The organism is Streptomyces sp. NBC_00237 (assembly GCF_026342435.1).
Taxonomy (GTDB): Bacteria; Actinomycetota; Actinomycetes; order Streptomycetales; family Streptomycetaceae; genus Streptomyces.
In genome coordinates this window covers 142,890-164,159 of record NZ_JAPEMT010000001.1, presented here as the reverse complement: position 1 = coordinate 164,159, position 21,270 = coordinate 142,890, and the positions used below count along the sequence as shown (strand labels likewise).

The 21,270-nt window shown below is 70.2% G+C and carries 19 protein-coding genes; 5 read left to right on the top strand and 14 right to left on the bottom strand.

Translation table 11 applies throughout. The features are described 5' to 3' along the window. Nucleotides 1-87 precede the first annotated feature (87 nt). The 3 genes from OG897_RS00760 to OG897_RS00750 are packed head-to-tail and all read right to left on the bottom strand — an operon-like array spanning nt 88 to nt 3,739. Nucleotides 88-1,026 carry a metal-dependent hydrolase gene (locus OG897_RS00760; RefSeq protein ID WP_266651819.1) on the bottom strand — a complete coding sequence of 313 codons (939 nt, stop codon included), beginning with the start codon at nt 1,024-1,026 and terminating at the stop codon, nt 88-90. After that, nucleotides 1,023-2,876 carry an SDR family oxidoreductase gene (locus OG897_RS00755; RefSeq protein ID WP_266651817.1) on the bottom strand — a complete coding sequence of 618 codons (1,854 nt, stop codon included), beginning with the start codon at nt 2,874-2,876 and terminating at the stop codon, nt 1,023-1,025. The genes OG897_RS00760 and OG897_RS00755 overlap by 4 nt, the downstream gene beginning before the upstream one ends. Further along, nucleotides 2,873-3,739: a M24 family metallopeptidase gene (locus tag OG897_RS00750; protein WP_266651815.1), complete on the bottom strand. Its 867-nt coding sequence runs from the start codon at nt 3,737-3,739 to the stop codon at nt 2,873-2,875. The genes OG897_RS00755 and OG897_RS00750 overlap by 4 nt, the downstream gene beginning before the upstream one ends. A gap of 273 nt (nt 3,740-4,012) precedes the next feature. On the opposite strand from OG897_RS00750, the gene OG897_RS00745 reads away from it, so the two are divergent. From OG897_RS00745 to OG897_RS00730, 4 genes are read left to right on the top strand one after another with little or no spacing between them, the layout of a single operon-like run. Next, nucleotides 4,013-5,065, top strand: a complete 1,053-nt coding sequence (locus tag OG897_RS00745; protein WP_266656462.1) for an ABC transporter ATP-binding protein — start codon at nt 4,013-4,015, stop codon at nt 5,063-5,065. Then, nucleotides 5,055-5,966 (top strand): ABC transporter permease, encoded by a 912-nt coding sequence (locus OG897_RS00740; RefSeq protein WP_266651813.1) that lies wholly within the window; start codon nt 5,055-5,057, stop codon nt 5,964-5,966. Before OG897_RS00745 ends, OG897_RS00740 begins: the two co-directional genes overlap by 11 nt. Next, complete coding sequence (locus OG897_RS00735; RefSeq protein ID WP_266651811.1) at nt 5,963-6,874, top strand: ABC transporter ATP-binding protein; 912 nt, start codon at nt 5,963-5,965, stop codon at nt 6,872-6,874. The genes OG897_RS00740 and OG897_RS00735 overlap by 4 nt, the downstream gene beginning before the upstream one ends. A gap of 15 nt (nt 6,875-6,889) precedes the next feature. After that, nucleotides 6,890-7,609 carry an ABC transporter permease gene (locus OG897_RS00730; RefSeq protein ID WP_266651809.1) on the top strand — a complete coding sequence of 240 codons (720 nt, stop codon included), beginning with the start codon at nt 6,890-6,892 and terminating at the stop codon, nt 7,607-7,609. A gap of 153 nt (nt 7,610-7,762) precedes the next feature. Here the strand turns inward: OG897_RS00730 and OG897_RS00725 are convergent, their stop codons facing one another. From OG897_RS00725 to OG897_RS00675, 11 genes are all read right to left on the bottom strand, one after another. Then, nucleotides 7,763-9,034 carry an MFS transporter gene (locus OG897_RS00725; protein ID WP_266651807.1) on the bottom strand — a complete coding sequence of 424 codons (1,272 nt, stop codon included), beginning with the start codon at nt 9,032-9,034 and terminating at the stop codon, nt 7,763-7,765. A gap of 75 nt (nt 9,035-9,109) precedes the next feature. Then, on the bottom strand, nt 9,110-9,784 hold the full coding sequence (locus tag OG897_RS00720) for a FadR/GntR family transcriptional regulator (protein ID WP_266651805.1): 675 nt from the start codon (nt 9,782-9,784) through the stop codon (nt 9,110-9,112). 431 nt (nt 9,785-10,215) lie between these two features. Continuing rightward, on the bottom strand, nt 10,216-11,055 hold the full coding sequence (locus OG897_RS00715; protein WP_266651803.1) for an HAD family hydrolase: 840 nt from the start codon (nt 11,053-11,055) through the stop codon (nt 10,216-10,218). Beyond that, nucleotides 11,052-12,329, bottom strand: coding sequence for a serine--tRNA ligase (gene serS, locus OG897_RS00710; protein WP_266651801.1), 1,278 nt, complete (start codon nt 12,327-12,329; stop codon nt 11,052-11,054). The genes OG897_RS00715 and serS overlap by 4 nt, the downstream gene beginning before the upstream one ends. Before the next feature lie 664 nt (nt 12,330-12,993). Continuing rightward, nucleotides 12,994-13,929, bottom strand: coding sequence for a prephenate dehydratase (gene pheA, locus OG897_RS00705; RefSeq protein ID WP_266651799.1), 936 nt, complete (start codon nt 13,927-13,929; stop codon nt 12,994-12,996). Nucleotides 13,930-14,042: 113 nt separating this feature from the next. Continuing rightward, complete coding sequence (gene efeB, locus OG897_RS00700; protein ID WP_266656460.1) at nt 14,043-15,275, bottom strand: iron uptake transporter deferrochelatase/peroxidase subunit; 1,233 nt, start codon at nt 15,273-15,275, stop codon at nt 14,043-14,045. 77 nt (nt 15,276-15,352) lie between these two features. After that, nucleotides 15,353-17,431, bottom strand: a complete 2,079-nt coding sequence (locus OG897_RS00695) for a copper resistance CopC/CopD family protein (protein WP_266651797.1) — start codon at nt 17,429-17,431, stop codon at nt 15,353-15,355. Between the two features lie 17 nt (nt 17,432-17,448). Continuing rightward, the gene (locus OG897_RS00690) at nt 17,449-17,991 is read right to left on the bottom strand and encodes a copper chaperone PCu(A)C (RefSeq protein ID WP_266651795.1); all 543 of its coding nucleotides are present in this window, start codon (nt 17,989-17,991) and stop codon (nt 17,449-17,451) included. Continuing rightward, nucleotides 17,988-18,653, bottom strand: a complete 666-nt coding sequence (locus OG897_RS00685) for an SCO family protein (RefSeq protein WP_266651793.1) — start codon at nt 18,651-18,653, stop codon at nt 17,988-17,990. The genes OG897_RS00690 and OG897_RS00685 overlap by 4 nt, the downstream gene beginning before the upstream one ends. 29 nt (nt 18,654-18,682) lie before the next feature. Continuing rightward, nucleotides 18,683-19,444, bottom strand: coding sequence for a YcnI family protein (locus OG897_RS00680; protein WP_266651791.1), 762 nt, complete (start codon nt 19,442-19,444; stop codon nt 18,683-18,685). Nucleotides 19,445-19,659: 215 nt separating this feature from the next. Next, nucleotides 19,660-20,526, bottom strand: coding sequence for a hypothetical protein (locus OG897_RS00675; protein WP_266651789.1), 867 nt, complete (start codon nt 20,524-20,526; stop codon nt 19,660-19,662). A 237-nt stretch (nt 20,527-20,763) separates the two neighbouring features. Between OG897_RS00675 and OG897_RS00670 the strand changes: the two genes are divergently transcribed. After that, nucleotides 20,764-21,261, top strand: a complete 498-nt coding sequence (locus tag OG897_RS00670) for an ATP-binding protein (RefSeq protein ID WP_266651787.1) — start codon at nt 20,764-20,766, stop codon at nt 21,259-21,261. The last annotated feature ends 9 nt before the right edge of the window (nt 21,262-21,270 follow it).

The window sequence follows — 21,270 nt, the reverse complement described above, 5'->3', positions numbered from 1 at the left end:
TCCTTCTCCCGGCGCCCGCCGAATTCCCCGGCCCGACCTGTGCCGATCTGCCCTGACCAGCGTCGACCTGCGCCGACATCCGTAGGCTCAGGACCCCAGTGCCGACCGCCCCACCGCCCCCGCCGCGGACCGTGCCGCGGGCGAGGAGGCCAGGTACGCGACGGCCCTGCGCAGCGAACCTTCCTGCGACGGATGGTACGACCGCCGGAAGTACCGGGGTATCGCCGAGCCCAGCTCCCGCCACGTGGGCAGTAGCCCCTTCGCGACCGCCCTGTTGTGCTCGCGGAGCGAGTAACGCAGCCTTCCGGCGAGCTGCGGGTCGTGCCGCACGAGATACGACGCGCCCCACGCCCACAGCCACAGCATCACCGGTGCCACGACGACCATGCCCTCGATCCGGCGGGCGTACCGGGGCAGGCCGGTGCCGCCGCAGTGCTGGTACATGTCGAAGGCCACCGCCCGGTGTTCGACCTCCTCCGCCCCGTGCCAGCGCAGCAGATCGAGCATCACCGCGTCCGGATCCGCCCGGTCCAGCCCCTCCGCACGCAGTACCCAGTCGCCGAGCACCGCCGTGAACTGCTCGATCGCGGCGACGACGGCCAGCCGGAACCGCAGCCACTCCTGGGCGGGTATCGGTGCGTTCAGCGGCGGCGTCTCGCCGAGCAGCTTCTCGAAGAGGAAGTCGACGTGCCTGGTGTACGGGGCCGTGTCCAGGTCCTGTTCGGCGAGATGGTCCAGCACATGACTGTGCTGCACGCTGTGCGTGGCCTCCTGCCCCATGAACCCCTTGACCTGCTGGAGCAGTTCAGGATCGCGGACCAGCGGCAACGCCTCCTTGAAGACCCGCACGAACCACCGCTCACCGGCCGGCAGCAGCAGGTGCAGCACATTGATGACGTGCGTGGCGGTCGGCTCGTCCGGTATCCAGTGCAGCGGCGTCTCGTGCCAGTCGAAGGAGACCCGGCGGGGCGCGATGACGTACCCGGCTTCGCTGTCGGAGTGGTCCGGGTGGGATGCGGTGCTCACAACGGCGGCTCCAGTCGTGCGATCGCGCGCAGCGCCTTCGGCGTGAAGCGGGACATCAGGTGCGCGGCGTGTGCCTCCGGCGTCACCGGCACCACCGCCTGGTTCTTCACCACGGCGCGCAGCACGGCTTCGGCGACCTTCTCCGGCGGGTAGTTGCGCAGCCCGTACAGTCGCGACGACCGCTTCTGCTTGCGCTTCTCCTCTTCCTCCGACACCCCGGTGAAGCGGGAAGTGGCGGTGATGTTCGTGTTGACGAGACCGGGGCAGATGGCGCTGACGCCGATGCCCTGCCCGGCGAGCTCGGCGCGCAGGCACTCGCTGAGCATGAGCACCGCCGCCTTCGAGGTGCTGTACGCGGGCAGCGCCCTGGACGGCTGGTACGCGGCGGCCGACGCGGTGTTGACGATGTGCCCGCCCTGACCGCGCTCCGCCATCTGCTTGCCGAAGGTGCGGCAACCGTGGATGACACCCCACAGATTGACGTCCAGGACCTTCTTCCAGTCCTCCGGCGACGTATTCATGAAGGAACCTGCCATGCCGATTCCGGCGTTGTTGACCAGCACGTCCACGATGCCGTAGTCGGCGGCCACCTTCCCCGCCAGCTTCTCCATGGCCTGCGCGTCACTGACGTCGACGACCTCGGGCCAGGCGTCCGGTGCGCCGATCAGGCGGGCCAGCTCAGCCGTCCGCGACGCGCCCTCCGCGTCCCGGTCCACCGCCACGATCCGTGCGCCCGCCTCGGCGAACGCGAAGGCGGTGGCCCGCCCGATCCCGCTGGCCGCACCGGTCACCAGCACCAGCTGCCCGCCAAACCGGTCCGCGTACGGGCCGTTCGCCACGGACGGCCTCGGGGCGACCCCCGCCGCGCTGTCCTCGTTCGCCGTGACGAACTCCGTTATCCACGCCGCAAGTTGGTCCGGCCGGGTGCGCGGCACCCAGTGCTTGGCGGGGAGCGTACGACGTACCAACTGCGGAGCCCACAGCTCCAGATCGTCGTACAGGCGCTCCGAAATGAAGATGTCGCCGGTCGGGGTGATCAGCTGCACGGGTACGTGCGCGTACGCGTCGGCGCGCGGTCTGCGCATCCGGGCGCGTACGTTGTCGCGGTAGAGCCAGGCACCGTGCGCCGCGTCCTGCGGCAGCGACGACGTCGGGTAGCCGCCCGCCGGGATCTTCTCGACCCGCTCCAGCACCTTCGGCCACCGCTTGCCGAGCGGCCCGCGCCACGCCAGCTCCGGCAGCACCGGCGTGTGCAGCATGTACACGTACCAGGACTTGACGCCCTGGTTCAGGAGCTGGGCGGCACGCCGTGGGGTCGGCCGGGACATCCGCTTCTTGATCCAGTGTCCGAAATGGTCCAGGGAAGGGCCCGACATGGAGGTGAAGGACGCGATGCGCCCCTGTGTCCGCTCGACCGTCGCGAACTCCCACCCCTGTACGGAGCCCCAGTCGTGCCCCACCAGGTGCACCGGACGGTCCGGGCTGACCGCGTCCGCGACCGCCAGGAAGTCGTCCGTCAGCTTCTCCAGGGTGAACCCGCCGCGCAGTGGCTTGGGCGCCTGGGACCGGCCGTGCCCCCGCACGTCGTACAGCACCACGTGGAAGCGCTTCGCCAGCCGCGTCGCGACCTCCGACCACACCTCCTTGCTGTCGGGATAGCCGTGCACCAGCAGGACGGTCGGCTGCGTCTCGTCTCCGAGTTCGGCGACGCTCAGCTCGATCCCGCCGGTCCGCACCCGACGCTCGCGCGCCCCTTCCAGCCCGGTCGTCCCCGGCACGCTTGCCCCTCCCCGTCCGCTCGTCCCCGGCCCGCTCGTCCCCGCCTCGGGTCCTGCCTTCTCCACGCTCATGCCGCCTTCTCCTCGGCCCAGCGCCGCACGTGCGGCAGGTCGTCGTCCAGCCAGAACGCGCTCTGCTCGGGATCCCGGGAGTCGGTGACCACCAGGATCTCCTCGAACTTCGCGCCCGTACCCCGGAATCCGAGGTGCGGCTCCACCGCCCACAGGCCCGGCCGCGGCGGGTGGTCGGAGAACTTGTACGGGCTCCACAGCGGCGACCAGCCGTCCCGGTGTCCGTGCAGCGCGTCGCTCGCCAGCCCCTTCAGCGACTGCGTGCCGAACCCGAACACATGTGGCGACCAGGGGCGTTCCTTCACCCGGTCGACCTTGTGGGCGATCACGCCGAAGGGATACGCGCGATGGCGGTTGGCGTACCCCTGGCGCACCATCAACCGCTCGACGTTCTCGTAGATCTCCCGCAGCGTGCGTTTCTCCCGCACCTGGTCGAGGATCAGGGTGCGGTGCGCCTCCAGGTCGGCGAGCAGCCGGTCGTGCACCGGATTGAGTCCGAGGCAGCCGGAGTAGCCGATGTCGGCGGTGAAGCCCTGAAAGACGGGGGCCATGTCGAGGACGAACGGCATCCCCGCCTCCAGCCGCCGGTTCGTCGGGAAGAACTGGAGCGGGATCCGGAAGCCGGTGAAGGCCGTCCGGTCCCCGAACCACGCGAACGGCAGGTGGAACCAGTCGCGCACCCCCCGCTCGCGCAGCCACACCCGCTGCATCCGGGCCGCCTCACGCTCCGTCACTCCCGGCTTGAGCTGCGCGGCCACGGCTTCCGCGCACTCGTACGCGAGGCGCTGCACCTGTCTGAATCCCCGCAGCTCGGCGGTGAGTTCGCCCCGTGTGCCGGAGACTTCTGAGATTGCTGAGGTCATGCCAGCCGTCCGTCCCGTGTAGCGGTACGCGTCCGTAACTTGACACTGATGAATGTGACAATGCCCGGCGGCTACGTCAAGGGGTGTGCACAACGGCCTGTGGATAACTCCCCGGCACCGGCCCGTGGCTTCGCCGCCGGGCGGTTCAGGGCCGCCCGGTCAGTCCCTGGTGCCCCTCTCCCCTACGGGTCCGTACGACCAGAGACGGAGAAGGGAACAACCGCCAGGGCTGACGTGGAATGTGGTGTGCGCCACTACCTTCGGAATGTGACTGTGATCGCGACCGAAACCCTGAGCAAGCGGTTCCCCCGGGTGACCGCGCTTGACCGGCTCACGTTGGACATCGGGCCCGGAGTAACCGGCCTGGTGGGCGCCAACGGAGCCGGCAAGTCCACGTTGATCAAGATCCTGCTCGGCCTGTCCCCCGCCACCGAGGGCAAGGCCGCCGTGCTCGGACTCGACGTCGCCACCAGCGGCGCCGAGATCCGCGAGCGCGTCGGGTACATGCCCGAGCACGACTGCCTCCCGCCGGACGTCTCGGCCACCGAGTTCGTCGTCCACATGGCGCGGATGTCCGGCCTGCCCGCGACCGCCGCCCGCGAGCGCACCGCGGACACCCTGCGGCACGTCGGCCTCTACGAAGAGCGCTACCGCCCCATCGGCGGCTACTCGACGGGCATGAAGCAGCGGGTGAAGCTGGCCCAGGCCCTGGTCCACGACCCGCAGCTGGTCCTCCTCGACGAGCCCACCAACGGCCTCGACCCGGTCGGCCGCGACGAGATGCTCGGCCTGATCCGCCGCATCCACACGGACTTCGGCATCTCGGTCCTGGTCACCTCGCACCTCCTGGGCGAACTGGAGCGCACCTGCGACCACGTCGTCGTCATCGACGGCGGCTCGCTGCTGCGGTCCAGTTCGACCAGTGACTTCACCCAGACGACCACGACCCTCGCGGTCGAGGTCACCGACTCCGACACCCACCCGGACGGCACGCGCGCGCTGCGCGAGGCGCTCACCGCGGCGGGCGTCACCCTGCACGAGGCCGAGGAGCAGGGCCTGCCGGGCGCCGGTCACATCCTCCTCGTCGAGGGCGAGGGCGACGCCACGTACGACCTGGTCCGGGACACCGTCGCCGACCTCGGCATCGGCCTGGTCCGCATGGAGCAGCGCCGCCACCACATCGCCGAGGTCTTCCAGACCGAACAGCAGCACACCGGGCAGCAGCACACCGCCGGACAGCCCGTCCCGGCCGGAGCCCCCACGGGCACGCCCTGGGGCGCCCAGTGGAACGACAAGCAGAAGGGAGGCGGCCACGATGGCAACTGAGCTCACGCCGCCGGGCGCCGACCCGACGCGCATCCACAACATCGGCTACCGCAAGTACGACGGCCCCCGCCTCGGCCGCGCCTACGCCCGCCGTTCGCTCTACTCGCAGTCCCTGCGCGGGGCGTACGGACTGGGCCGCAGCGCCAAGTCCAAGGTGCTGCCCATGGTCCTGTTCGGCGTGATGACGGCCACCGCGGCCATCATCGTCGCCGTCGCGGTCGCCGCCCCCGCGGGCACCATCACGAAACTCCCGCTGTCGTACACGGCGTTCGCGATCACCCTGCAACCGGTCATCAGCCTCTACCTGGCCGCACAGGCACCGCAGACGGTCTCCCGCGACCTGCGCTTCAAGACGGTGCCGCTGTACTTCTCGCGGCCCATCGAGCGCCGCGACTACGTGCTCGCCAAGTACGCGGCGATGGCCTCGGCGCTGTTCGTCCTGACGGCGATCCCGCTGGTCATCCTCTACGCGGGCGCGCTGCTCGCGAAGTTCGACTTCGGAGCCCAGACCAAGGGCTTCGCTCAGGGGCTGGTATCCGTGGCACTGCTGTCCCTCCTGTTCGCCGGGCTCGGCCTGGTGATGGCCGCCCTGACGCCGCGCCGCGGCTTCGGCGTCGCCGCCGTCATCGCCGTCCTGACGATCTCGTACGGTGCCGTCTCGACCGTCCAGGCCATCGCCACCAGCCAGGAGGCCAACAGCGCGGTGGAGTGGCTCGGCCTCTTCTCGCCCGCCACCCTCATCGACGGCGTCCAGACCGCCTTCCTCGGCGCCACCTCGAACTTCCCCGGCGGCAGCGGACCCGGCGCCGGGACCGGCGTGGTCTACCTGCTGGTCGTCCTCGGGCTCATCGCGGGCTCGTACGCCGTCCTGATGCGCCGCTACCGGAAGGTCGGACTGTGACCACGATCGACATCACCAAGGCGTCCCGCTGGTTCGGGAACGTGGTCGCCGTCAACGACGTGACCATGAGCGTCGGACCCGGCGTCACCGGCCTGCTCGGCCCCAACGGCGCCGGGAAGTCCACCCTGATCAACATGATGGGCGGCTTCCTCGCCCCCTCCAACGGCACCGTCACCCTCGACGGCAAGCCGATCTGGCGCAACGAGAGCATCTACAAGGAGATCGGCGTCGTCCCCGAGCGGGAGGCGATGTACGACTTCCTCACCGGCCGCGAATTCGTCGTCGCCAACGCAGAACTGCATGGTTTGGACGAGCGGGCAGCACAGAAGGCGCTCGCGACCGTCGAGATGGAGTACGCGCAGGACCGCAAGATCGCCACGTACAGCAAGGGCATGCGCCAGCGCGTGAAGATGGCGTCCGCCCTGGTGCACGAACCGTCGGTACTGCTGCTCGACGAGCCGTTCAACGGCATGGACCCGCGCCAGCGCATGCAGCTGATGGATCTGCTGCGCCGCATGGGCGGCGAGGGTCGCACGGTGCTGTTCTCCTCGCACATCCTGGAGGAGGTCGAGCAACTCGCCTCGCACATCGAGGTGATCGTCGCGGGACGGCACGCGGCCTCCGGCGACTTCCGCAAGATCCGCCGCCTGATGACCGACCGCCCGCACCGCTATCTCGTACGGTCCAGCGACGACCGGGCCCTGGCCGCGGCGCTCATCGCCGACCCGTCCACGGCGGGCATCGAGGTCGACCTCACCGAGAAGGCGCTGCGCATCCAGGCCGTCGACTTCGGCCGCTTCACCGAGCTGCTCCCACAGGTCGCCCGCGCGCACGGCATCCGCCTGCTCACGGTGCAGCCGTCGGACGAATCCCTCGAATCGGTCTTCTCCTACCTCGTCACGGCCTGAAAGGAGCTTGCTGCGATGTACGAACCCACTGTCGCCCGGCTCACCTACCGGGCCCTGCTCGGCCGCCGCCGCGCGGCCATCCTCTTCCTGCTGCCCGCCCTGCTCATCGTCATCGCGGTCGCGGTGCGGATGCTGGTCGGCGTGGACGACGGCGTGGCCGCCGACGTCCTGGGCGGCTTCGCGCTCGCCACGATGGTGCCGCTGATCGGCGTCATCGCGGGCACGGGTGCGATCGGCCCGGAGATCGACGACGGCTCGATCGTCTACCTGCTGTCCAAGCCGGTGAAGCGACCGACGATCATCTTCACCAAGCTGATCGTCGCCATCGCCGTCACCATGGCGTTCTCCGCGATCCCCACCTTCGTCGCGGGCCTCATCCTGAACGGCAACGGCAGCCAGATCGCCATCGCCTACACGGTCGCCGCCCTGGTCGCGTCCATCGCCTACAGCGCCGTCTTCCTGCTGCTGGGCACGATCTCGCGGCACGCGGTCGTCTTCGGCCTGGTGTACGCGCTGGTCTGGGAGGCCCTCTTCGGCAGCCTGGTGCCCGGAGCCCGGACGCTCAGCATCCAGCAGTGGGCGCTGTCCCTGGCCGAGAAGATCGGTGCCGACGGCACGATCGCCTCGGACGTCGGCCTGCCGACCGCCGTGATCCTGCTGGTCGCCGTCACCGGCCTGGCCACCTGGTACGCGGGCCAGAAGCTGCGCTCGCTCACTCTTGCGGGTGATGAATAGCCGAAAGCGGGCTCCTTCGGGAACGGGGAGCGCCCCCGGTTCGTATGTCAGATACGAACCGGGGGCGCTCCCCGTTTCAGCAACAGGTCGGGATTTCTTGGCCCTTCGGACTTCTCGGACTTCGAGTCCCCGGACCTTGACACCTGAAGAGCGTCAGATCTTACGATCCCGGGCCGCGAACAGGCCCACCACCAGAGCCGTCGCGCACACGCCCAGCATCAGGGCGATCGGCACCGTCCAGCTGCCGGTCGCCTGGTACACGGCACCCGCCGCCAACGGGCCCACGGCGGCCAGCAGATAGCCGATCGTCTGCGCCATGCCGGACAGCCGTGCCGCCGTCGCCGCGTCACCGCTCCGCAGCACGATCATCGTCAGCGCCAGGCCCACGGCACCGCCCTGGCCGACGCCGAGGACAGCCGACCACAGCCAGGCCCCGGACACCGGGGCGACCATCAGGCCGACGTACCCGCCCGCGACGAGAGAGGAGACCAGCACGACCAGCGGGCGCTGCGAGCGCATCCGCCCGGCCAGCAGCGGAACGCCGAAGGCGCCCGCGACCTGGATCAGATTGTTGAACGCGAAGACCACGCCCGCCGTGGAACGGCTCATCCCGTGATCCGTGAAGATCGTCGGCATCCAGGCGATCAGGACGTACGACCACAACGACTGGAGGCCCATGAAGAGAGTGACCTGCCAGGCCAGCGCCGAACGCCAGACGCTCTTCGGCGCGGCCCCCGCCCCGGCCGCCGGAGCGACCCGCACCTCGTGTCCGGTACGGCCCCGGGCGATCAGCACCTGAGGCAGCCAGGCCACGGCGGCCACGGCGGCCAGCAGCGACCAGAAGGCGAGGGACGCCTCCCAGCTCCCGCCGAAGGCTTTCTCCAGCGGTACCGAGGAGGCGGCCACGACGGTGGCCCCGGCGATCATCGAGCCCGTGTAGACCGACGTCATCGACGCCGCCCGGTCGGGGAAGTCCCGCTTGATCAGACCGGGCATCAGCACATTGAGGAGGGCTATCGCGACACCGATCAGGATGCCGCCGCCGTACAGCGCGATCGTCGACGGCACGACCCGCACCACGATGCCCACGCCGAGCAGCAACAGCGCGCAGAACAGCACTGCTTCGGTGCCGAATCGCCTGCCCAACCAGGGGGCGACCATCGCGCCGACGCCCAGGAAGAGCACCGGCACGGACGTCACCAGACTGGTGGCCGTGGACGAGAGCCCGAAGGTGTCGGTGATTTCGCCGACCAGCGGGGACACGCTCGCGAGTGCCGCCCGCATGTTGAGCGAGGCCAGCACGATGCCCACCATCAGGATCACCGGATGCGCCAGCAACGCCCGCCGCGCGGCGGCCCCTTGAGGAGTGGGCCGGACGTCTGCCTCGGCGTCCAGCAGGAGTTGATCGGCTTCCGGGCGTGACAAGGCGAACACCTTTCCAAGGGAGGTGAGAGAAATGAAGTGAAGGGGGAGGGGAGCGAGGCCGGGGAGGGAGGGGCCTCAGCGGCCGACGAGACCGCGGATCACGTCGATGGGCACCTGGAGCAGCGACCGCGCCGCCTGCTCGGCCGCCGCGGGGTCGCCGCTCTCGACGGCGTCGACCAGGGCGGCATGGGCGACCAGGTCGATGGGCGGCATCTCGTGATCGCCGAGCGAGGTCACCAGCGACTCGTGCACCTGGGCCGAGAAGAAGCGGTAGACCTCGGTGAACGCCGCGTTGTGGGTGGCCTCGACGATCCCGAGGTGGAAGGCGAGATCGGCGTCGGCGGCCCGGTCGCCCTGCTCGTGCAGCTTCGCGAGGGCCGCCCGCAGAGCGCGCAGGTCGTCGTCGTCGCGCCGTGTGGCGGCGAGCCGTGCGGCCTCCGCCTCCAGGGCCACTCGCAGCTCCAGTACGTCGAGAGCCCCGGCGTGCCGGATACCGCGCAGCACGGCCGCGGGGTCGGCGGTCGAGCGGACGAAGGTGCCGTTGCCCTGCCGGGACTCCAACAGCCCCGCGTGCACCAGGACGCGCACCGCTTCGCGCACGGTGTTGCGGCCGACGCCGAGCTGTTCCGCGAGGACGTGCTCGGTGGGGATGCGGTCGCCGACGGACCACTCGCCGTCGGTGAGCTGATCGCGGAGCTGCTCCACGACGGTGTCCACCAGGGACTTCCGCCCCGCCGCCCGAAGTGCCATGCCGTGCCCCGTTCCTGTCCTGCCCGCCGGATCACCGGGCGGCGATTCGCCCGGTTGCCCAGTCATCCTACAACTGAAATCGATGCATGGTGCACGCGGCTGGAAAATGAGTGGCAGGCGATATGGGGCGACACGCACAGTAGAAGGGCAGCAATGCCCAACTACCGGGGGTGGAGCGGGCGTTGGCCGATCGGTCGATGCGGCTCCCAGTCGGGGCAGCAGAGTGGGGCAGGCACCGGAGAAGGCAACACCCGTCGCTCCGTCGTGCGGCCCCCGGAGACTGCCCGGGGCGGCCTCGTCCAGCGCGCATCGCGCCGGGCCGCCCCCTCCCGTACCTTTTGGCGCCTCGCCCGGTCCCGTGCCTCCCGGGAGGGCTTCCGTGCCTCGCGGCCGAGCGCCTCAGCGGGCGAGACCCTCAGCGGGCGAGAGTCTCAGCGGGCGAGCAGGTTCTCCAGGACCACGGCGATGCCGTCGTCCTCGTTCGACGCGGTGATTTCGTGGGCGACGGCCTTCAGCTCGTCGTGCGCGTTGGCCATCGCCACGCCGTGCGCGGCCCAGCCGAACATCGGCACGTCGTTGGGCATGTCACCGAAGGCGATCGTGTCCGCGGCCTTCAGCTTCAGACGACGGGCGGCCAGGGACAGGCCGGTCGCCTTGCTCAGGCCCAGCGGCAGGATCTCCACGACCCCTTCGCCCGCCATGACGACATCCACCAGGTTCCCGACCGTCCGGCGCGCGACCCGGGCGAGGTCGTCGTCGGACATGCCGGGGTGCTGGATGTACAGCTTGGTCAGCGGGGCCGCCCAGACGTCCGCGATGTCCGTGAACGGGACGTACGGCAGCTCGCCCTCGTGCACCCGGTAGCCGGGGCCGATCAGCACCGCACCGTCTATCCCGTCCCGGCTCGCGGCCAGTGCCAGCGGGCCGATCTCCGCCTCGACCTTGGACAGCGCGAGACCGGCCAACTGGCGGTCCAGCGTCACCGAGGTCAGCAGTCGGCGTTCGCCCGCGTGGTAGACCTGCGCGCCCTGGCCGCACACCGCGAGTCCCTCGTAGCCGAGGGACTCGAAGATGTGCTTCGTCCAGGCCACCGACCGCCCGGTCACCACGATGTGCGCGGCGCCCGCCGCGCAGGCGGCGTCGAGCGCGTCACGGGTGCGCTGCGAGACCGACTCGTCGGAACGTAGCAGCGTGCCGTCGAGATCGGTCGCGATCAGCCGGTACGGGAACGGAGCGGAGGCGTCCGGACCGGAGGAAGCGGTGGTGCTCACTTGGCGATCGGCTCCAGGACCTCGCGGCCGCCCAGGTACGGACGCAGGATCTCGGGGACCCGCACCGAACCGTCGGGGAGCTGGTGGTTCTCCAGGATCGCCACGATGGTGCGCGGGACCGCGCACAGCGTGCCGTTCAGGGTGGCGAGGGGCTGGACCTTCTTGCCGTCGCGCATGCGGATCGAGAGTCGGCGCGCCTGGAAGCTGTTGCAGTTCGACGACGAGGTGAGCTCGCGGTACTTGCCCTGGGTCGGGATCCACGCCTCGCAGTCGTACTTCCGCGCAGCGGAGGCGCCGAGGTCGCCGGTGGCCACGTCGATCACCTGGAATGGCAGCTCAAGGGCGTTCAGCCACTGCTTCTCCCACTCCAGCAGACGCTCCAGCTCGGCCTCGGCGTCCTCCGGGTTCACGTAGGAGAACATCTCGACCTTGTCGAACTGGTGCACCCGGAAGATGCCTCGGGTGTCCTTGCCGTACGTCCCGGCCTCGCGGCGGAAGCAGGGCGAGAAGCCCGCGTAGCGCAGCGGCAGCTTGTCCGCGTCGATGATCTCGTCCATGTGGTACGCGGCGAGGGGGACCTCGGAGGTGCCGACGAGGTAGTAGTCGTCCTTCTCCAGGTGGTACACGTTCTCCGCGGCCTGGCCGAGGAAGCCCGTGCCCTCCATGGCGCGCGGGCGGACCAGCGCGGGGGTCAGCATCGGGATGAAACCGGCCTCGGTGGCCTGCGCGATCGCCGCGTTGACCAGGGCCAGCTCCAGGAGCGCGCCGACGCCGGTGAGGTAGTAGAAGCGCGAGCCGGAGACCTTCGCACCGCGTTCGACGTCGATGGCGCCCAGCGCCTCGCCGAGTTCCAGGTGGTCCTTGGGCTCGAAGCCCTCGGCGGCGAAGTCGCGGATCGTGCCGTGCGTCTCGCGGACGACGAAGTCCTCCTCGCCGCCGACCGGCACGTCCTCGTGGACGATGTTGCCGAGCTGGAGGAGCAGGCGCTGGGCCTCTTCGGCCGCCTCGTTCTGCTCCGCGTCAGCGGCCTTCACGGCGGCGGAGAGCTCGCCGGTGCGCTTCAGCAGCTCGGCCTTCTCGTCGCCGGAAGCCTTGGGGATGAGCTTGCCGAGCGACTTCTGCTCGTTGCGGAGTTCGTCGAAGCGGACGGCGGACGACCTGCGCCGCTCATCGGCGGAGAGCAGGGCGTCGACGAGCGCGACGTCCTCTCCACGGGCGCGCTGGGAGGCGCGAACACGGTCGGGGTCCTCACGGAGCAGGCGAAGGTCAATCACCCCTCCAGGCTACCGGTGCCTGCCTGCGCCCCTCGACTGGATATCAACGCGGCCCCTATTTTGTCCGGATTGCCGGAAATGGGAATTCGATGCGAAGGTGCCGCGAAGGTGCCGCGAAGGCGCCGAGAAGGCGCCGAGAAGGGGGCTGCGGAGTGGCGTCGACAGGGTTGCCGCGAGGCGCTTCGCGCGCGCCGGGAAAGGTGGGCGGATTTCCACGGCCGGGGCAGCGGCGGCGTCCCGGTCCCGCGCTCCCGCCTTGCGCGGCGCGGGAGTTGGGGCCCGGGAGGGAGCCTCTTTTCCACAGGGGGTGCGGATTCTGAAAGTTATCCACAGGGTGTGCGAAAGGTCTGTGGATTCCGGAACCAGCCCTTCCGAAAGGGGGGTTCGGGGCGATGGATTCCCAGCCCAAACCCACTTCACACGCTCATTCGAGTGGGAATTGCTCCACTAAGGAGTTGATCAAGGCAATTGAGCTGACACTGCCGGACCTGTGGGCCTGTGGAGGGATCTTGGGTCGCTAGGGCGATTTGTCGACCATGTCGCGTTGCGTTGTCGACTTGTCCCCAACCCACACCCCCCTCCTGTGGATAACTTTGTGGGAAACCTCCGGCACATTCGGCCCGCCTCCGAGCCGCCGCTCAAGGCCCGCTCGCAGGCCCTCTTCTCAGGCCCGACCGTCCTGGCACCGCGCCAGCCAGTCCGACGCCTCCGTGAACTCCCGGTCCGACGTCCCGTGGCGCAGCTGGGGCACGTCCTCCGCCGCCACCCCGGCCCTCGGATACGACCCCAGGAACCGCACCTTCGGCGCGATCCGCTTCAGCCCCATCAGAGCCTCGCCCACCCGCCGGTCCGCGATGTGCCCCTCCGCGTCCACCGCGAAGCAGTAGTTGCCGATCCCCGCGCCCGTCGGCCGCGACTGGATCAGCATCAGGTTCACCCCGCGCACCGCGAACTCCTGGAGCAGCTCCAGCAGCGCACCCGGCCGGTCGGGACCCAGCCAGATCACCACCGACGTCTTGTCCGCCCCCGTCGGCGCGGCGGGCCGTGCCGGACGTCCCACCAGCACGAAGCGCGTCTGCGCGTTCACCGCGTCGTGGATGTCCGTGACCAGCGGCTCCAGACCGTACGTCGCCGCCGCGAACTCGCCCGCGAAAGCAGCGTCGTACCGCCCCTCCTGCACCTGCCGCGCCCCGTCCGCGTTGGAGGCCGACGACTCCCACACCGCGTCCGGCAGGTTCTCCTTGATCCAGTTCCGGACCTGCGGCTGGGCCGCCGGGTGGGCGGTGACCGTCTTGATGTCCTGGAGCTTCGTCCCCGGACGCACCAGCAGCGCGAACCGGATCGACAGCAGTACCTCGCGGTAGATCATCAGCGGCTCGCCGGAGGTCAGCGCGTCGAGCGTCGCCGTGATGCCGCCCTCCACCGAGTTCTCGATCGGTACGAGAGCCGCCGCCGCCTCACCGCTGCGCACCGCGTCCAGCGCGGCCGGAACCGACACCATGGGGGCGAGTTCACGGGTGGCGGCTTCGGGGAGCGTACGGAGGGCGACCTCGGTGAAGGTGCCCTCGGGGCCGAGATAGGCGTAGCGCGTCGCTGACATACGGTCACCCTAATGCGCCGTACGAGGCACGGCTCAGCCGTCTCATCCCTCGCCCGGTGCCCCCGAGCCCCGCCGGTCACCGCCGTACGGGCCCCTCTCCGTCTCCGGGGGCCTCAGCCCTCCAGCAGCCGCTGTCCCACGTACTCGCCCTCACCCGGGCCGCCGGGCACCGCGAACAGCCCGCTCGACTCGTGGCGGATGAACTTCGACAGCGCGTCCCCCCGGTCGAGCTTCCGCTGCACCGGCACGAACCCGCGCATCGGGTCCGCCTGCCAGCAGATGAACAGCAGCCCCGCGTCCGGCACCCCGTCCGCGGAGATGCCGTCGTGGTACGAGAAGGGGCGTCGCAGCATCGCCGCGCCGCCGTTCTGCTCCGGGGCCGAGATCCGGGAGTGGGCGTCGGAAGCCACGACGAGCTTGCCGTTCGGCCCCACCTTCTGGAGTTCGGGCTCGGTGAACTCGTCCCCGCCGGTCAGCGGTGCGCCGTCCTTCTTCCGCCGCCCGATGACCGCCTCCTGGTCGCCCCGAGGCAGCTTCTCCCAGTCGTCCAGGAGCATGCGGATACGCCGTACGACCGCGTACGAACCGCCCGCCATCCACTCCTGACCAGCCGGTCCGCCCTTCTCCGGCACGAAGATCCGCTTCTCGAAGTCCGGTTCCGACGGCTTCGGGTTGCCCGTCCCGTCCACCTGCCCCATCAGATTGCGGGTCGTCATCGGGGCTGCCGTAGCGCCGGGCGACCGGTTGAAGCCGTTCATCTGCCAGCGCACCCGGGCCGCGTCCCCCGCCTCCCGCTGCACGGCCCGCAGCGCGTGGAAGGCGACCAGCGCGTCGTCGGAGCCGATCTGCACCCACAGGTCGCCGTTGCTGCGGCGGGCGTCGAGGCGATCGGACGAGAAGTCCGGCAGCGGGTCCAGCTCCACCGGGCGCTTCGCCGTCAGCCCCGTACGGTCGAAGAAGGTCCGGCCGAAGCCGAAGGTGACGGTGAGGGACGACGGCCCGGCGTCATAGGCGACCCCGGTGTCCTCCCCGGCGAGCGACCGGCCCGCCATCAGCGTCTTCGCCACCTCCGACCAGCGGCGCAGCAGCGCCATGGCCTCCTTGCGGCCGGACCCGGGCGCCAGGTCGAAGGCGATCAGGTGGCCGCGGGCCTGAAGCGGAGTGGTGATTCCGGCCTGATGTTTCCCGTGAAACATCGCCTCGGCCGTACCCAGCGAGGCCAGGGCGGCGGGTTCGTCACCGCCGGAGCCGACCGCGGCGGCGACACCCGCGCCGCCCGCCGCGCCCAGCACGAGCCCGGCGGCTCCGGCCGCACCCGCCGTGCCGAGCAGCCGACGCCGCGAGATCTCCGGAGTGGCGGAAGAGGCGGAGTCCTGTGCGGAGTCGGGGGAAGAGGTGGGGGAAGGAGTGTCGGTCACGCCGGTCAGCCGATCTTGACGTTCTGGGAAACGGTCACTTGGTCGATGTCGGAGGTGCGGATCGTCACGTCGATCTTCCAGGTCCCGGCCATCGGGATCTGCACACCGCTCGCGCTCCAGTGTCCGGGGGCGAGCTTGTCGGGGACGGCGGGCAGCGGGCCGACCTGCTTGTCCTCGTTGGTGAACGCGACCTTCAGTTCGGGTGCGTCCACCGGCTTGTTGTCCGGCGAATTGGCCCAGACGTGCAGGGCGTTGCTGCCGGTGCGGCCCGGGGTGATCTGGAGGCGGATGGTGCCCTTGCCGCCTTGCCCGCCGGTGTCGAAGGCCATGTTCAGGTCGACGGGGCGGTCGGCCACCGCAGGGGCCGAGGTGGTGTTGCGACCCGCCTCCTTGAGCTCCGTACGACCCGGTTCGGTGCTGGTCAGAACGGTCGTGACGGCGAGCAGCACGACCGCGACCCCGGCCTCCAGAAGGACGGAACGGCGCAGTCCGGAGCGCTCCGGATCGGCGTCGCGGACCCGCTTGGCGCGGACGGTGCTCATGGCCGCGCGCTGCCGGGCGAGCTGGGCGGCCCGCTGGGGGTCGGCGGGCACGGTGACCGACTCGGCGTCCTGCTGTGCCTTCTCCTCCCGTTCCTCCCGCTCGTCGAGTACGGCTTCCGCCTCGGCCTCCGGAGCCCGTCGTTCGGTCATCCGCCCGATCCACCGGCGCGAGAACCACGCGGCCGCGACCATCACTACGACCAGCGCGATCTTCGCCAGCAGCAGTTGTCCGTACGTGGTGTCGAAGAGCGCCTTCCACGAGCCGACCTGCCGCCAGGACTGGTAGAGCCCGGTCGCGGCGAGCACGGCGACACTCCCGAACGCGAGCCGGGAGAAATTCCGTACGGCCGTTCGTTCAAGGGAGGGAGACCGGTAGAGAGCGGTCAGCAGCGCGGCGAGCCCGCCCAGCCACGCGGCGACCGCCAGCATGTGCAGGACGTCGACGGGCATCGCGACGCCCGGCTGGATGCCCGTCGAGGCGTGTTCGGACATCGCCCAGGTCGCGGCGATGCCCGCTGCCACGACCCCGCCGCCCAGGGCGATGCCGAAGGTGAGGTCCTTGCGTGAGGAGTCCTCGTCGTCGTCCGGGGCGTCGTCCCCGTCTTCGGCGGCCACCTTCTTCGCGTACGCCCCGAAGAGGACCGCCACGAAGAGCGCCGCCGCGCCGAGCAGCAACAGCCGAGACACCAGCGCCGCACCGGTCTTGGTGGTCAGTACGGCCTTGAGCGCGGCGAGGTCGAAGATCCCCGACAGTTCCCCGGACCCGGTGTACGGGGCCCGGAGCAGCAGCATGAGCAGGGTCGCGGCCGTCAGCAGCAGCCAGCCGCGCACCACCAGACGCTGCATTGGACGCTCGGACGCCCCGCGCCGCCAGCAGGTCAGCACGAAGGCCGCACCGCCGACGAGCACGATGAACCCGGCGTAGGCGGCGTACCGGGCGATGCCGTAGAGCGCGCCGACGACGCCGCCCCCGGCCTCCTGGGAGGGCAGCGAGACGCTGCTTTCGGAGGGCGCGCCGATCGAGAAGGTCAGGGCTCCGGAGATGGGGTGGCTGTCGGCGGAGACGGCCTGCCAGGCGACGGTGTACGTGCCGTCCGGCAGCCCCTTGTGCAGCGCGACCCCGTACTGGACGAGGTTGCCGTTGCACAGGTCGAGGACCTCGCCGGTGTCGGCGCGCTTGCCCGACGGGTCGAGGACACGGATGGCGTCCTCGCCGAGCTGGATCTGCTCGGAGAAGTTCAGGGTGATGTTCTGGGGAGCGGTGGCGACCACCGCCCCGTCCTTCGGGTTGCTGTCGGTGAGCGCGGCGTGCGCGGCGGCGGGGCCCGCGCCCGCCAACAGCGCGCCGAACAGCGCGGCGACCACGAGCAGCGCACGTACGACATGCACGCGCACCGCACGTGCGTGCGGGCGTGCTTCACGCGCATGCACGTGCACCTCACGCAAATGCACGCGCACCTCACGGGCACGCACGCGTGCCTCGCGCACGCGTGCGGCCGAAGCGGTCCCCGGCGTCCCGAAGAGCGGGGCGGTGTCCTTCATGGTGAGTCCTCAGCCCCTCAGTGGTGCTGCTGCGGGTTGTGGGTGGCTGCCTCCACCGGCATGTCGACCTTCACGGTCCCGGCCTTCTCGAAGTGCAGCTCGACGGCGATCTTGTCGCCCTTCTTCGGCTTCTTCTTCACATCGAGGAACATGATGTGGTTGCCGCCGCGCTTGAGCTCCAGCGTGCCGTTGGCGAGAACGGGGAAACCGTTCTTCGCCTCCTTCATCTTTCCGTCCTTGGTCGTCTCGTGGATCTCGGCCTTGCCCGAGAACGCTGAGGCGGTGACGGACGTCAGACGGTCGCCGACGGAGCCGGTGTTCTTGACGGTGAGGAAGCCGCCCGCCATGTCGGGCATGGCGGGTTCCGGGATGAACGCGCCGGTGACCGCGAGCTTCGGCTTGCTGTCGGCCGCCGGAGCGGTCGTCTTCGCCGAGGAGGTCTTGTCGGTCTTCGCGTCGCCCCCGCACGCGGTCAGCGCGAGCGAGCCCGCCACGGCTATGGCGGCGAACGTGGTCAGACGTGCGGTGTAACGCATGGAACGGGTGGTGCGAGTGTTCACGGGGTGTCTCCCTTGACGATCTTCGGGAGATCGGCGGTGTAGTCGTCTGCGGTGGCCTCGTCGGTGTAGAGGAGGTAGCCCGCGTCGGTCTTCGGCGAGAACGCGATGACCTGCTTGGTGTGCATGGAAGTGACCTTGCCGTCCTTGTCCTTGGTGGACGGCTCGATGCTGACGCCGAGCTGCCTGGCGCCCGCCTGGATGGTCGGGAAGTCGCCGGTCAGCCCGATGAAGTCGGGGTTGCCCGCGCCCTTGAGCCAGGTGCCGAGTTCCTTCGGCGTGTCCCGTTCCGGGTCGGTCGTCACGAAGACGACACGGAGGTTCTCCTGGTCGGCCTTCGGCAGCTTCTTGTACGCGACCGCGATGTTGCTCATCGTCAGCGGGCACACGTCGGGGCAGTTGGTGTAGCCGAAGTAGATCAGCGTCGGCTTGCCCTTGGTGGCCTCACGGAGGTCGTACTCCTTGCCGTTCGTGTCCTTCAGGACGAGGTTCGGCTTGGTGTACGGCCGGTCGAGGACCGTCGCGGCCTTCTCCTTGGTGGGAGTGGCGACGTTGGCGACCGACTGGCCGCCTTCCTTCTTCGAGGAGTCGCCACCGCACGCGGACAGGGTGAGTGCGGCCGCGGCGACGAGAGCCGCCGCGACCAGCACGTTCTTCTTACGCATGGAATTCCTGGAACTCTTGAGGGGGTGGGTCAGGAGGCGCGGCGACGGCCCGCGAGAACCCCGAAGGCCACACCGGCGACACCCACGATGATGCCCACGATGCCGAGCACCCGGGCGGTGGTGTCGCTGCTGGAGACCGCGGCAACGGTCTCCTTCTTGCCGTCGTCGTGCGAGTCGGCGGCCTTGGAGTCCTTGGCCTTCTTGTCGTCGGCGGCCGGAGCCGCACCGTGCCCGTCGCCCACGGGCGCGGTCAGCTTCAGGACGGGCGCCGGGGACTGCGGCTCCGGCTGACCCTCCTTGGGCTCCTCGATCCAGCGCACGACCTCGTCGTTGTCGTACGTCTGGATGGCCTTCAGCACGATCTGGTCGGCGTCCTCGGGAAGCTTGCCCAGCGAGAGCGGGAACTGCTGGAACTCACCGGAGCCGACCTTCCCGCCGGTCCAGGTGATCTTCGAGACGGCTTCCTTGATCTCCTTGCCGTGCACCTTCAGCGGCTTGTCGAGCGTGGTCTTCTCGACCTTCACGGTCCAGCCCGGGACGGCCTGCGGCATCACGGAGGTCAGCGGGTGCTCCTTGACCGGGAAGCTCACTTCGAGCTTCACCGTCGAGGCGTTGTCGCGCTCGTTGGGGACCTTCACGTTGACGGTGGCGTAACCGCCCTTGGCGGCCGCGCCGACCGGCTGCACGCTGACGTGCGCGAAGGCGGGTCCGGCGAGCACCACGACGGATGCGGCCGCGGCGACACCGACGGCGGAGAGGCGTGAGATACGGGTGCGACGGTTTGCGTTCATGACTGTGAACCCCACATGGCAGAAGTGGATCGGATGAGGGGCACACCCCGACAGGCGCATCGGTGTTTCACGTGAAACGTCGGAACGTGGAACGTCGGAACGTGGAGCGTCCAAACGTGGAACGTGAACCACCGGGACGCGCCGCGACGGGGCGCACCGGAAGCACGACCCGCTCCGCCGTCGTCTTGTGTGCGTACGTACGTGAGGGGGCCGCGTCAGGCAGCGAGGAAGAACGCCGTCGCGGGCGGCCCGCGCCTGATCACCGAGTGCTGGAGGTCCTCCTCGCCCGCGCGCACGGGCACGAGGAAGGGTGCGGGCACCGTCACGGGCCCACACGAAGGAGCCCCGGAGAGCCCCGCCCACAGGGCGCGCACCAGCGCGAAAGCAGCACGCAGGGCGCGTACGAGCGCGCCCGTCGCCACTTCCTGCGCCCCGTACGCGGAGAGCCGGGCCAGCCTGCGCAGCGCGAGGTCGCCGTGCCGCAGCAGCCACCCGGTGGCGAGCGCGGCCAGCAGATGACCGAGCAGCATGGGAAGGCTGGGGACCAGCGAGTGCAGACAGTCGGCCGCAGCGGCGCCGCTGTCCTGTCCACCGCCCGTACCGACGGCGCCGTAGCCGACGTACGACTCGGTGGACGTGCCCGCCCCGTGTGCGGAGTGCGCCCCGGCGGTCGGATCGATGCCCGCCGTGGCCAGAACGTTCCGCGCCTGGGCGTCGCTCATGCCCGTACCGCCGCCGCACATCAACTGGGCGGCGAGCGCGGACAACGGCCCTTCGCCATCGCCCTGGACGGTGCCCGCATGGCTCTGGCCGAGGCCGAACAGGGCGTGCAGCGCCAGCTGTCCCGCCGTCATCGCGAAGGTGATGCCGGGCAGGGAACGCGTGCGTCCGGCCAGCGGCGCGGCCAGCGCGAACAGCCCGGCGAAGCCCACCGCGAGGGTCCACCACGGCACGGTCGCCGTGGAACCCAGTACGTGCCCGATCGCGGACAGCACGACGCAGACCGCGGCGAACACCGCGGCCCTGGCGAGTCGCGGAGCGACCCGGTCGTATGCGCCCGGCGAGGCGATGGGCTGTGACATGGCGGAGCCATCATCGCACTGCGCTCCCGTAGCGGACCGGGCAGGTCCAGAAGCTCACCATCGTCCGGTACGTCACCTTGGCCCGCCCGCCGCCCGGTCCTGCGGCGGCCCCCCTACACCGGCGCACGGGGTGCGCGCATCCGCCGAATGAGCGCTCTCGCACCGATTACTGGCTTACCGACCGCCTTCGGCGGCAATAGGTAGTCGTATGTCGAGCCGCAGCCAGGAGGCTGGAGCATGAGCATCTGGTGGTCACTCCACTTGCGGCGCGAAGCCGCGAGCGTTCCGCTCGCCCGCCGTCTTCTGCTCGACAGCATGAACACCGCGGGCGTCGATCCGGACATCTCCTACGACCTTTCGGTCGCACTCAGCGAAGCCTGTGCGAACGCCGTCGAGCACGGCGGTGACGACGAACCGGGTCCGCATTGCGCGGCGTACCGGGTCACCGCGTACCTCGACGGCGACACCTGCCGCATCGAGGTCACCGACTCGGGACCAGGCTTCCCGGCGGTCCGCAGACGCGGTGCGGGCAGTACGGGTGCGGGCGGTACGGGTGCGGGCCGCCCCGGCGCGGCCCGGCCCGCGGCGCACCTGCGGGAGAACGGCCGGGGGCTGCGCCTCATCGAGCAGCTCGCCGACCACGTGCACTTCCGCAACCGGCCGGGGCGGGGCGCGGTGGTCAGCTTCGACAAGATCCTCAAATGGCGCGAGGGCGCGCTGCTCCAGGCGTCCTGAGGACCCCGG